Raw genomic sequence first — 13297 nt, forward strand, 5'->3', positions numbered from 1 at the left:
AATAAAACTCATAAAAAAGAAGCTGGTCATACAACCAACTTCTTTTCTTTTTACCCCACTACCGCTTCAGCGATTTCTTCACGGCTGATACCAGCAAAGTAGCGTGTGATGTCAATAGTTTCTAGTGCTTTAAGGACATCTTCGCGTTCATATTTTACGCCACGAAGGACATCTTCTACAGCTGCAACGTCCTCGATACCAAAGAAATCACCGTAAATCTTGATATCTTGGATTTTTGATTCAATGACGTTGGCAAAAACTTCAACCTTACCACTAGTGAATTTTGTACCACGACGGACGTTAAATTCAGGTGATTTACCGTAGTTCCAGTCCCAAGTACCGAACTTGGTATCCTTGATACGATTGATTTCGGCTAATTCTTGCTCAGAAAAAACGTATTCAGTCATCTCTGGGTACTCTTTTTTCATGTATTCCAGTAGTAAATCACGGAATTCTTCAACAGTGATTTTTTCTGGTAATTCATTGACAATATTTGTGACACGAGCACGGACGGATTTCACACCTTTTGACTCAAATTTGTCCTTTGAAACCTTGAGGGCGTTAGCAAGGACTGATAAATCAACGTCAAAGAGCAAGCAACCATGGTGCATAATACGTCCATTGATATAAGCTTGGGCATTACCACAGAATTTTTTGCCATCAATCTCAAGGTCATTACGCCCTGTAAATTCAGCTTTGACACCGAGTTGAGCCAAGGTATTGATAACTGGAGTTGAGAAGCTCTTGAAGTCAAAGGCCTTGTTTTCATCTTCTTTTGAAATGATGGTGTAGTTGAGGTTGTTTAAATCGTGGTAAACAGCCCCACCACCACTGATACGGCGGACTACCTCAATGCCATTTTCTCGAACATAATCACGGTTGATTTCTTCGATAGTATTCTGGTGACGACCAACAATGATAGAAGGTTTGTTAATCCAAAGAAGGAAGATTTGATCCTCATCTAGTAAGTGTTTAAAGGCATATTCTTCCAAGGCGATATTAAAAGCAGTGTCGTTTGAATGATTGATAATGTATTTCATGATATCCCTTTATACGATAGAGACTGGAAATAATCTTCCAGTCTAGTCTATCTTCGTTTTATTTTTTCTTAGGTGAATGGATGGCCATTCCTAGAACATCCGCAAACGCTTCGTACATCACTTCAGAGTAGGTTGGGTGTCCGTGGATAGTCTTCAGCATTTCTTCAACAGTGATTTCCATTTCGATAATGCTTGACGCTTCGTTGATCAATTCTGCGGCTGCAGGACCAATGATGTGCACACCAAGGATTTCCCCGTATTTCTTATCTGCGATAACTTTTACGAAACCTTGAGCAGCATCCGATGCAATGGCACGACCGTTGGCAGCAAAGTTGAATTTACCGATGGCTACATCGTATTTTTCACGTGCTTGTTCTTCAGTCAAACCTACTGCTGCTACTTCAGGAAGAGTGTAGATAGCTGCTGGAGTCAAGTTCAATTTAGCAACAGCATGGTTTCCTTTGAGGGCATTTTCAGCAGCAACTTCCCCCATACGGAAAGCTGCGTGCGCCAACATTTTAGTACCGTTGATGTCACCTGGTGCGTAGATTCCAGGAACAGAAGTTTCCATGTACTCATTGACCTTAATACGACCACGATCCAATTCAAACTCAACATCGCCAATTCCTTCAAGGTCTGGTACACGACCGATTGAAAGAAGAGCTTTATTTGCAATGATATCGTCTTTTCCTTCAACCTTGATACGAAGTTGACCATTTTCCTCGATGATTTCTTGCAATTTTGTACCTGTCAAGATGGTCATACCCTTACGCTCAAGAATCAAGCGAAGATTCTTAGAAACTTCCGCATCCATAGCTGGAACGATACGGTCCATCATTTCGATAACAGTTACTTTTGAACCAAATGTCATGAAAGCCTGACCAAGTTCGATACCAACAACTCCACCACCGATGATTACGAGGCTTTCTGGAACTTCGTTCATTTCAAGAATGTCATCACTTGTCATCACGAGTGATGATTCCATACCAGGAACGTTGATCTTGCTAACTTTTGAACCACCGGCAAGGATAATTTTCTTGGTTTCAAGCAATTCTGAACCATTAACCAAGACATTCTTGTCTTTAGTGATGGTACCAACACCCTTATGAACAGTAACTCCGTAACTACGCAGAAGACCTGCAACACCACCTACCAAAGTATTGACAACTTTAGATTTAGTTTCCAAAAGTTTATCCATATCTACAGTGAAGTTTGGATTTTCAATGACGATACCACGATTTGCTGCATGACCGATGTTTTCGATGATTTCAGCATTGTGAAGGTAGGTCTTGGTTGGGATACAGCCGCGGTTCAAGCAAGTTCCACCGAGTTCAGATTTCTCAACAAGGGCAACCTTACCGCCAAGTTGGGCAGCTTTAATGGCTGCTACATATCCAGCAGGACCTCCACCAATCACAACGATATCAAAGGCATCATCACTCTTGCCATCGTCGTTTGAGGCACTAGCTGCGGGAGCAGGGCTAGCTTCTGGTGCTGCTACTCCAGCTGTTGGGATGTTTTCCCCTTCTTCCCCAAGGTAACCGATAACTTCCGTTACAGGGACAGTTTCACCATCTCCTTTGAGGATGGCAATCAAGTATCCATCTTCTTCGGCTTCCAATTCCATGCTGACTTTGTCAGTCATGATTTCCAAAAGGATTTCTCCTTCTTTTACAAATTCACCGACTTTCTTATTCCATTGGACGATTTGTCCTTCTGTCATATCCACGCCGGCTTTTGGCATAATTACTTCTAAGGCCATGTCTTACTTCCTTCTAAATCTCTAAAATAACAATAGCTGACTTAAACCAACATTGAGATTGGGTTCTCAATTAAGGCTTTCAAGTCTTTCATAAACTTAGCACCAGCCATACCATCTACAACACGGTGGTCAATAGTTAAACCAAGGCTCATGATAGGACGAATAACAATTTCACCATTGACAACTACAGGTTTTTCAACTGTTGAGCTAACCCCGAGGATAGCTGAGTTTGGTTGGTTAATAATCGGACCAAAGGACTGAACACCAAACATTCCCAAGTTACTGATTGTGAAGGTTGAATTTTGCAGTTCGCTTGGAGCCAATTTACCATCCAAGGTACGACCAATTACATCCTTAAAGGCAACAACCAACTCTGACAAGCTCATTTTTTCAGCATTATAGACAACAGGTGTCATTAGACCGTTATCCATACCAACCGCCATCGCAAGGTTGACATAGTTATGAGTGATAATGGTCTTGCCGTCTTCTGTCAATGAAGCGTTGATGTATGGGTGTTTCATCAATGTTTTCACAACAGCGAGTGAAAGAAGGTCTGTTACAGTAGTCTTCTTACCAGTCGCTTCCATAATCGGATCAAGAACCTTCTTACGAAGAGCCAACATTTCTGACATATCGACATCGTAGTTGAGTGTGAAGGTTGGCGCAGTTAGGTAGGATTCAACCATACGTTGAGCGATAACCTTACGCATTGGTGTCATTGGAATACGCTCAATCTCACCATAAGGAGTGATAGTATCAGGAACCTCTTCTACTTTTTCGATTTGAGCAGGAGACTTGATGGTGTCATTTTCGATATTTTCAGGAAGCAAGGCTAAAACATCCTTCTTCATGATTTTACCACGATGACCTGTTCCTTGGATTTCCTGCCAAGCAATGTTATGTTCGAGGGCAATTCGTTTTGCAAGTGGCGAAATGCGAACCACATTTGTGTCTTTATAAGTTTCCACGTCTTCTTTGTGGACACGACCGTTTGCACCTGAGCCAGAAACGTCGTAGAGGTTGATCCCTAGATCATCCGCTAACTTTCTAGCCGCAGGAGTCGCTCTTAGCTTGTCATCAGCCATGACCTCTCCAATTCTATACTAAGATATTTAGGACGAAGAGGGCAATGAAAAAATAGGAGATTGACGATGTGTTCGATGAACACAAGGAAATCTATCTTTTTTTCACAGACCTCAGTCCGAATTCAATTACATGATACTAAGGGCATAAAAAGCGACTGAAAAATAGGAAATCGATGCTGGCTTCGATGAAGCCAAGGAGATTTATCTTTTTTCCGAGCTTTTAGCCCGTGCTCTAATCTATGATATCAAGGACGAAAAGAGTTTTGTACCTAAAAGATACAAAGTTTCTCGTCTTTTTTATTTTATTTACATAAGTTATATTATGTATTATTCTTTGTTATAAGTCTTACGGATTGCATCTTTGATGCTTTCAACTGTTGGAATCATTGCATTTTCTAGATTTTGTGCGTAAGGCATTGGCACATCTTCTCCGGCGCAACGGCGGATTGGTGCGTCTAGATAATCAAATGCTTCTGATTCTGAAATAATAGCTGAAATCTCTCCGATATAGCCACTTGTTTTGTGAGCATCGTTGACAAGCACCACCTTACCAGTCTTCTTCACTGAGTTAATGATGATATCCTTATCAAGCGGAACGAGGGTACGTGGGTCCACAATTTCAACTGAAATTCCCTCTTCTGCTAATTCTTCAGCAGCTTGAACCACACGACGAAGCATTTTACCATAAGTAACGACTGTTACATCTGTACCTTCACGTTTGATTTCACCAACTCCAAGTGGGATTGTGTAGTCTGGATCAACTGGCACTTCCCCTTTTTGGTTAAATTCTGACTTGTATTCAAGGATGATAACAGGGTTGTTATCACGGATAGAAGACTTGAGCAGTCCTTTCATGTCAGCAGGTGTACCTGGAGCTACAACCTTAAGACCAGGGATGTGTGTGAACCAAGACTCTAGAGACTGCGAGTGCTGGGCTGCAGAACCAACTCCGTTACCAGCTGCGCATCGAACTGTCATTGGAACCTGACCTTTTCCACCAAACATGTAACGTGTTTTAGCAGCTTGGTTGACGATATTGTCCATGGCAATGACTGAGAAATCCATAAAGGTCATATCGACGATTGGACGAAGTCCTGTCATGGCTGCTCCTGCTGCTGCTCCAGAGATAGCAGCTTCAGAAATCGGACAGTCACGAACACGTTCTGGACCAAATTCTTCGAGCATTCCGACAGAAGTTCCGAAGTCTCCTCCGAAGACACCGACGTCTTCTCCCATCAAGAATACATTTTCATCGCGACGCATTTCCTCAGACATAGCAAGGATAATGGTGTCACGGAAGGACATTGTTTTTGTTTCCATTTTTATCTCTTTCTCCTTAGTCTGCGTAAATATCTTCAAATGCTGATTCTAGTGGTGGGAATGGGCTTTCTTCTGCAAATTTAACAGAAGCTTCTACTGCTTCCTTGACTTGTGCTTGAATTTCTGCCAATTCTTCTGCACTTGCAATATTGTTTTCAATGAGGTATTTGCGAAGATTTTCGATTGGGTCTTTTTGTTTCCACAGTTCCACTTCTTCACGGGTACGATATTTACCAGGGTCAGATGATGAGTGACCAAGCCAGCGATAAGTTACACTTTCAATCAAGACTGGGCCATTGCCACCACGAACATGATCTACAGCTTTCTTAAATCCTTCATAGACATCGATGACATTGTTTCCATCTTCGATAAACATTCCAGGAATTCCGTATGCCGCACTACGTTGATGGATATGCTCCACATTGGTCATTTTCTTGATGTCCGCAGAGATACCGTAACCGTTGTTAATGCAGTAGAAAATAACAGGGAGTTTCCAGATAGAGGCCATGTTCACCGCTTCGTGGAAAACACCTTCGTTGGTCGCGCCATCTCCAAAGAAGCAAACGACGATTTTTCCAGTATGTTGCATTTGCTGACTGAGGGCTGCGCCGACAGCGATTCCCATACCACCACCTACGATACCATTGGCACCGAGGTTACCAGCATCCAGGTCAGCGATATGCATAGAACCACCTTTTCCTTTACAGGTTCCAGTATATTTCCCGAGGATTTCAGCCATCATTCCGTTGAGGTCAATTCCTTTGGCGATAGCTTGACCATGTCCACGGTGGTTAGAAGTGATCAGATCATCTGGGTTGAGGGCCAGCATAGCTCCGACGTTAGCAGCTTCTTCTCCGACAGAAAAGTGAGTCATACCAGGAACTTTTCCCTTTTTCACTAACTGAGCAATTTTTAAGTCCATGCGACGGATTTCTTCCATCTTACGGAACATCTCTAGCAAAAGATTCTTATCTAAAGTTGACATAATCTTGCCTTTCTAACATTGTTCTTACCTTACTATTTTACCTTTTTTAGTATACACTGTCAAAGTATATGGCTAATAAAATTTCACAATATAAAAAAATAAACCCCTGTTAAAACAGGGATTCTCTCTAGTTAGAGCATTTTTTCACAAAGTGCTTTTTCAGGATAATTTCTTAAAATTAGCTCAATCTTTTCATTACGGTTTTCAAACGCCATTGATACAAACAACCAGAAACAATCAAGCTGGCAATTAACCCAATCCAGTAGGCAAATGCCCCTAAGTCAGTTGCCTGATCTAGTAGATATCCTAGAGGTATCGCTACTCCCCAATACCCGATTAGGCCAAGATAGAAAGGAACGATAGTGTCCTTATACCCTCTTAAAATTCCTTGGAGCGGAGCCGCAAAGGTATCAGCTAGCTGGAAAAAGAGACTGTAGGTTAGAAATATAGCAGTTGTTTCGATGAAGTGAGGGTCATTTCCGTATAGACTTGCTACACGATTTCTAAAAATGAAGAGAAAAGATAGGGTAAGACCTGCAAAAATAAGGGCGGTTACTCTCCCCAGACGAGCATAGGTTTTTGCATCCTCAAAACGTTTAGCCCCCACCTCGTAAGACACAACAATCGCCATAGCAGAGGAAATACTCATAGGAAAAGCATACATGAGACTCGAAAAGTTCATAGCTGACTGGTGACTGGCGATGATGAGCGATGAAAACTTAGCTATGATTAGTCCCACCACGGAGAAAATAGCCACTTCCGCAAATACGGTTCCTCCGATTGGTAGACCTAACCGAACACCTTCCTTGATTTTATCTATATTGAGTGGAATCCGTTTTTCAAGATGTAGCGCTTTTAACTTTTCTTGTTTGAACAAAACAAGCAGGGAAATGCCCAATAAAACCCAATAGGCTAGCGAAGTTCCTAGCCCTGCTCCTGAACCACCAAGCTCAGGAAAACCGAATGCTCCATATATCAAGAGATAGTTAAAACCACTATTGAGCGGAAGTAACAAAAGCATGAGATACATAGATAGCTTAGTCAATCCAAGAGAATCTAACAAAGACCGAATGACACTAAAAAGCAACAAGGGAATAATCCCGATAGAAAGGTACCAAAGATAAGAAACTGCAACTGCCGCCACTTGAGCTTCTAGTCCGATATGATTTAAGACAGGCGGTGCTAAGAATACTACCATGCCAAGCAAGACCAAAGACAGTCCGAAAGCTAAGTAGACGAATTGATAAAAGTCAGATGCCACTTCTTCCTTTTTGCCCCGTCCCAGATGATGGCCTATGATGGGAACCATGGCCGAAACAATCCCTGTTAAAAAAGTAAAGAAAGGATTCCATAGACTCGTTGCAGTTGATACTCCTGCCAAGTCCATGGTATTGTACTGCCCAGTCATAGTTGTATCAACAAAAGAGGCAGAATAATTGGCAAATTGATAAATTAGGATAGGAAAAAATATCTTAAGAAATAAGACAAACTTATCTTTAAATTGATGGGTTGGATACATATACGCTCTCTATTCTTATATTTTATAGAGCAGAATCCCATCTATTTTTTGTAGACGATTTGTCCCTTGCAGATGGTATATTTAACCTGCCCTTTTAAAGTTTCACCGATAAATGGAGAATTAGCTGCTTTTGAAGCAAAGTTTGGACCAACAGTACGATCAGCCTTGGCATCAAAGATAGTGATGTCCGCTGGACCATTCTCAGCCAAATAACCTGCTTCAAAGTTGTAAAGCTTGGCTGGATTAACAGTCATTTTTTCTAGCAATTCCATCAAGCTCAACTCACCAGCTTCCACCAAATAAGTTAAACCAAGAGAAAGAGAGGTTTCCAAACCGGTCATACCAGATGGTGCTTTGGTGATATCTTCTACATTTTTCTCATCTGCATGGTGAGGAGCGTGGTCCGTTGCGATAACTGTGATAACACCTGACTTGAGACCTTCGATAACGGCACGACGGTCTGACTCCAAACGAAGTGGAGGATTCATTTTGGCATTGCTTCCTTGAGTTAAAAGGAGAGCTTCCGTCTTAGAGAAATGCTGTGGCGCTACTTCTGCTGTGACTTGCGCTCCCAAACCTTGAGCGAATTCCACTACCTTGACACTTTCTTCCTTAGACAAATGCTGGATGTGAACATGGGCCTTTGTTGCATAGGCAATCATAACATCACGCGCAATCATAGCGTACTCAGCCACCCCAGTCGCTCCACAGATATGAAAATGTTCCTTAGCGATGTTTTCGTTAAATCCAAGAATCCCATTCAAACCTGGATCTTCCTCATGAAGGCTGATAAAGGTATTGAGTTTTTTGGCTTCTTCCATGGCTTCTTTGACAACTTTACTACTTTCAAGTGGAATACCGTCATCAGAAAAACCAACGGCACCTGCTTCTAAGAGTGCCTTAAAGTCTGTCAAGTCTTGGCCATTAAAGTTCTTAGTAATGGTCGCAACTGTCTTGACATTAATCTTTTCCTTGGCAGCTGACTGGAGAACTTCTTGAAGAGTCTCTACATCCGAAATGGTTGGACTAGTATTAGCCATCATGACAACCGTTGTAAAGCCACCTGCAGCGGCTGCTAGGGCCCCAGTATGGATGTCCTCCTTGTGGGTTTGACCAGGTTCACGGAAATGAACATGGATATCGACTAGTCCAGGCGCAACAACAAGTCCCGTAGCATCAATTAGCTCTGCTCCTTCTTCCTTGATTTCGGCAGCTATTTTGACAATTTTCCCGTCTTGCACTAAAACATCACACACTTGATCCAAACCAGACTTGGGATCCATTACACGACCATTTTTGATAAGTAGCATCTGCTTTCTCCTTTATTCATAGAAATCAACTTGGGTATCCAATAATTTATCCCCATCATAAACAAACTTGGCTGAAAAGAAGGGTTTATCTTCTAAAAGCCACTCAACAAAAGTGTGATCACCCTCCCAAGTTGGCTTGCTCAAAACTTCATCATAGGGAACCCATTCCAACGTCCCCTCATTGCAGTCAATCAAGTCACCCTCAAACTCCGTCACCTTAAAAACATAGGTGTACCAGTCTAAATCTGGTGTGAATTCTGGAAAAGTGATAACACCTTTTAGAACCGGCTTGGCTTTGAGCCCTGTTTCTTCGAGGATTTCACGCGCTGCGCACTCCTGAGGTGTCTCCCCTCGCTCTAGCTTTCCACCCACACCAATCCATTTGCCTTCGTGGACATCGTTGGGCTTCTTATTGCGATGGAGCATGAGCAGTTCTTTTCCGTTATCAATGTAGCAAATCGTTGCTAACTGAGGCATATTCTCTCCTTATCTAAGCCAATCGATTGGCTCTTGTCCTGTCTCTTTTAAAAATGCATTAGCCTTGGAAAAAGGCTTGGAGCTCCAAAATCCTCTATAAACCGATAAAGGACTTGGGTGAGCTGATTCGATAATCAAGTGGTGAGGATTTGTAATCAAAGCCTTCTTCTTACGTGCATAGGCTCCCCAGAGTACAAAAACTACAGGCCTGTCTAGATTATTGACAACCCGAATCACAGCATCTGTAAAAGGCTCCCATATCTGCCCAGCATGACCATTGGCTTGCCCAGCAGGAACTGTCAAGCAAGCATTGAGAAGTAAGACTCCTTGCTCAGCCCAAGCTGTCAAATCATGGGATTCCTTAACTCCAACATCATCTGCTAATTCTTTCAAGATATTTTGCAAGGATGGCGGAGCTGGAATAGCATCTGGAACCGAAAAACTCAAGCCCTGCGCCTGACCAGGTCCATGATAAGGATCCTGCCCCAGAATCACCACCTTAACCTCTTCAAGCGGTGTAGTCAAGAGAGCCTGAAAAACTTTTTCCTTAGGTGGATAAACAGTTCCCTGAGCATAGACCTGTTCCATAAATTGATTGATTTTCCCAAAATAACCTTCAGGTAATTGCTCCTTAATCAAAGCATGCCATGATGAGTGTTGCATCGCCAACTCCTTCATTTTTACTGCCTCTATTATAGCAAAAAGTGGCTATCTAAACCACTTTTTACAGTTCTTATATATACTGTTATTGACCCTATTATTTGACATTAGTATTCACAGTATCAATCAGCCATTAAAAACTTTTCAATCATATCAATAGCATAGGAAAGTTGATTATTTACAGACTTCATCCGTTCAAGATTAGCGTCCATATAGTAGAGTTCAGATAAGCCACCCCTAGGAAGAAAGAGTGAATAGTGGATATTCATCTTCTCTCGAGTACTTAACTCTATATGATTGCTTATGATATACTTTAACTTTTTTAACGAATTTACTTGAGCAACAACACCTTTTAACTGATACTGCTCGATGAGATTTAGTAAGTTGCCAATCTCTTCAATGACTTTAGTTTCCATATCATCCTCTCTTAGGAAAAGCACTACATAGCATCCAAACAATCCAGCAAGTCTTGGTAAGAATGGACTTCATAAGTTGGCTGGGCTTGTGTGTGATTTTCAAGGTGATGAGGGTTGTACCAGATAGTATCTATGCCAGCATTATTGCCACCTTGAATATCTGCTGTTAGGGAATCTCCAATCATCAGGACTTTTTCTTTATCAAATCCTGCAATCTGCTGACCGATTTTTTCATAGAATAGTGCATCAGGCTTTTGCGTTTGCAACTGCTCAGAGATAAAGACTTGGTTGAAATAAGGAGCCAGACCTGATTGAGCCAAACGTCCCGTTTGAATGGCAGTGATGCCATTTGTCGCAGCGTACAGTTCATAATCACGCTCAATGAGACTGTCCAAAAGTTCATGAGCCCCGGAAATAGTTTGTCCCTGCTTGGCGAGATAAAATTGGTATCGCTGAGCAAGTAACCTACCGTCTTTCTTCATTCCAAAATGAGCAAATAAACGAGAAAAGCGCGTGTTAACCAGTTCTTGTTTACTGATTTTCTTTTGCTCCAAGTCCTTCCAGAGAGCCTTGTTCATAGGAACGTAATAGTCTTTATAGGCTTGAATGTCCGCAACTCCTTCTTCCTTTAGAAGTTGCGTCAAAGCCACATCCTCAGCAGCATCAAAATCAAGAAGAGTATGGTCAAGATCGAAGAGTAGAAATTTGTAGGGCATTGAGTTTCCTTTCTGAAAATTCATTAAGAACATTATAGCATAAATGAACCTTTGATTTATTGAGTTTCAAATACTTTTTACACTCACATTTTGACCGTGCTCAAGTGCAAATCTAAAACTAGTCAGCAAAACTTCGAATAAATCTTTTCCGGAACTCGTTATGAAATAATGCGATAAATTTGTTATATGCTCTGCGATATTATTTCCCCAAGGAGGAGTGAGTGACAAATCTTCAAAATCCCATATAACATCCTGAGGGAGAAATTTTTTCAACTCCTCTTGGATAGATACCAACTCAGCTATTCCTCTTTCAACAGATTCAAAAGGAACATCTCCCCAGTAAAGCTTATTCATTATTACTGGGTATCTACTTCCCCACTCATTATTCTCTAAGCGAACATAAATAGTCGAAAAGAATGAATTAAAAAGACTCCCTTCTCCTATAGTCCACCAATTATAACCAACCATTAACCCTACAGACATGGATATTCTCCTATTCATTTTTAATATTATTTAACGTCAACTAAAGTTTTATATTGATAGTATCTAAAACATACATTCATTCACCCCTACCCCAACTCCTTGGCTATTCTGCTTTTTTCAAGTTTTCCCTTAACAATTCGTTTCCATAAAACAAGTAGATTCAAACTATAAGATAGGCGTACGAGGAAATAATTAATCCATTCGATATGGGCAAAAAGCTGTATTAGTGTGGCTATAATAGCCACTCGAACACTCTGTGTGTACCAGACAATAAAAGGAAAGCCTGAAATAAGTAAAATAAGGTCTAGTATTCTGAGAACACCATATATTTTTGGAATATTTCCATTTCCGAACTGGTGATTTGACAGTCTTCCAATCAAAATTGCCCAATAGGTCGAGCCTTGAAGCAATATAAATGTCAGTAAAGACAAAGGATAAAGAATAGAGATCAAACCATTCAAATCACCAAGCCTATTTTTCAAAAGGAAAAAACAAAACCAAATAGATAGGACGGCTGTGAACTCTCCCAAACAGAGGGACACCAACTCTTTTCTAACTTTCTCTTTTTGTATGTTCATCATTTCCCCCATCTATCTATCATCCTATATCAGAAAATAGCCATTCGAATCATTTTTTAGTCAACATTTCTCAGAATCAAGCTATTCTAAGCATCGAATAGATCGATCCCTTTAATATCAGTGTAATTCTAAACTTAAAATTGCATTGATATAAATGTTTTAGGGCTATTCTAAGTCTATGACAGCTTTAAATTTTAATTTTTGAATGATTCTAAAGCTAGAATAGCTCTAAAATTACGAGCACCAAGCTATTCTAAACTTAGAAGAACCTTTGGTGAATTTTATAGCACTTCAACTAGTTATTCTTACAATTTTTCTGATGAGCTTTGAGTTTTTTCAGAGCCCAATCATAGTGACTGGAAGTGGCACTCACAAAGTAGGAACCTAGACTTGTTCCTCCTGTCCACTTATAGATACCTTTGGTAAAGAGTTGGTCATTGCTGAAGCCTTCCATCAACTCTAAAACCTCTTTATGCGATTGATTGAGGAGTTTGATCACTTCTTCTAAGGAAGTTCTCTGGTGCTTCTTCCAAAAAGCGACATTCATTTCTCCATAAGTTTTCCAATTATAAGGTTCGGGGAGAAAAGGTCTTTAATGACCCTTTTGATTAGAATCTACCCAATTCAAAAGTAACTGCTGCCATTCATAGAGATGGATCAGGACATCCCGTAGATTTTTATCTCTATTCCAGTGAGCTTCTTTTTTCTTTTGGTCTTTTGAAAAATCAAAAGGAGTCTGTAGCTCCTCTTCACTTAATTTAGATATAAAGTGATTGAGCTTTTCATAGTTTTCCTTAGAGGCTAGCACCAACTCCTCTTTTGTTCTTGGTCTAGGCATAGGAGTTCTCCCTTCATTTTCTAGTAGGTTAAGGTGTTTTCTTACTTCATTATACCATAATCAAAAAGCAGTTCTTCATTTTACGAAAAACCGCTTTTACGAACTATT

The 13297-nt window shown here is 40.8% G+C and carries 13 protein-coding genes and 1 pseudogene; all 14 read right to left on the bottom strand.

Annotated elements, in window-relative coordinates; translation table 11 throughout:
- Nucleotides 1-50: 50 nt before the first annotated feature.
- Nucleotides 51-1040, bottom strand: a complete 990-nt coding sequence (locus HMPREF2853_RS06270; protein ID WP_000874002.1) for a lipoate--protein ligase — start codon at nt 1038-1040, stop codon at nt 51-53.
- Nucleotides 1041-1098: 58 nt separating this feature from the next.
- Nucleotides 1099-2802, bottom strand: a complete 1704-nt coding sequence (gene lpdA / locus HMPREF2853_RS06275) for a dihydrolipoyl dehydrogenase (protein ID WP_070535304.1) — start codon at nt 2800-2802, stop codon at nt 1099-1101.
- A gap of 41 nt (nt 2803-2843) precedes the next feature.
- On the bottom strand, nt 2844-3887 hold the full coding sequence (locus HMPREF2853_RS06280) for a dihydrolipoamide acetyltransferase (protein ID WP_070535306.1): 1044 nt from the start codon (nt 3885-3887) through the stop codon (nt 2844-2846).
- 327 nt (nt 3888-4214) lie between these two features.
- Nucleotides 4215-5207 (bottom strand): alpha-ketoacid dehydrogenase subunit beta, encoded by a 993-nt coding sequence (locus HMPREF2853_RS06285; RefSeq protein WP_000448714.1) that lies wholly within the window; start codon nt 5205-5207, stop codon nt 4215-4217.
- Between the two features lie 16 nt (nt 5208-5223).
- Nucleotides 5224-6192: a thiamine pyrophosphate-dependent dehydrogenase E1 component subunit alpha gene (locus HMPREF2853_RS06290; RefSeq protein ID WP_070535308.1), complete on the bottom strand. Its 969-nt coding sequence runs from the start codon at nt 6190-6192 to the stop codon at nt 5224-5226.
- Nucleotides 6193-6370: 178 nt separating this feature from the next.
- A complete protein-coding gene (locus HMPREF2853_RS06295; protein WP_070535310.1) occupies nt 6371-7711 on the bottom strand; it encodes an MATE family efflux transporter in 1341 nt (446 codons plus the stop codon).
- A gap of 41 nt (nt 7712-7752) precedes the next feature.
- A complete protein-coding gene (locus HMPREF2853_RS06300; protein WP_070535313.1) occupies nt 7753-9021 on the bottom strand; it encodes a dihydroorotase in 1269 nt (422 codons plus the stop codon).
- Between the two features lie 12 nt (nt 9022-9033).
- Nucleotides 9034-9498, bottom strand: a complete 465-nt coding sequence (locus tag HMPREF2853_RS06305; protein WP_001135768.1) for an NUDIX hydrolase — start codon at nt 9496-9498, stop codon at nt 9034-9036.
- A 9-nt stretch (nt 9499-9507) separates the two neighbouring features.
- Nucleotides 9508-10161 carry a uracil-DNA glycosylase gene (locus tag HMPREF2853_RS06310; RefSeq protein ID WP_070535314.1) on the bottom strand — a complete coding sequence of 218 codons (654 nt, stop codon included), beginning with the start codon at nt 10159-10161 and terminating at the stop codon, nt 9508-9510.
- A gap of 119 nt (nt 10162-10280) precedes the next feature.
- Nucleotides 10281-10574, bottom strand: coding sequence for a hypothetical protein (locus HMPREF2853_RS06315; protein ID WP_070535317.1), 294 nt, complete (start codon nt 10572-10574; stop codon nt 10281-10283).
- 23 nt (nt 10575-10597) lie between these two features.
- Nucleotides 10598-11290 carry a pyrimidine 5'-nucleotidase PynA gene (locus tag HMPREF2853_RS06320; RefSeq protein ID WP_070535318.1) on the bottom strand — a complete coding sequence of 231 codons (693 nt, stop codon included), beginning with the start codon at nt 11288-11290 and terminating at the stop codon, nt 10598-10600.
- Between the two features lie 66 nt (nt 11291-11356).
- Nucleotides 11357-11773: an immunity 70 family protein gene (locus tag HMPREF2853_RS06325; protein WP_000110625.1), complete on the bottom strand. Its 417-nt coding sequence runs from the start codon at nt 11771-11773 to the stop codon at nt 11357-11359.
- Between the two features lie 86 nt (nt 11774-11859).
- Nucleotides 11860-12363, bottom strand: a complete 504-nt coding sequence (locus HMPREF2853_RS06330) for a hypothetical protein (RefSeq protein WP_070535320.1) — start codon at nt 12361-12363, stop codon at nt 11860-11862.
- A 283-nt stretch (nt 12364-12646) separates the two neighbouring features.
- Nucleotides 12647-13189: pseudogene (locus HMPREF2853_RS06335) on the bottom strand (ClbS/DfsB family four-helix bundle protein).
- Nucleotides 13190-13297: the final 108 nt, after the last annotated feature.

This window comes from Streptococcus sp. HMSC077F03, assembly GCF_001812375.1.
Lineage (GTDB): Bacteria > Bacillota > Bacilli > Lactobacillales > Streptococcaceae > Streptococcus > Streptococcus oralis_S.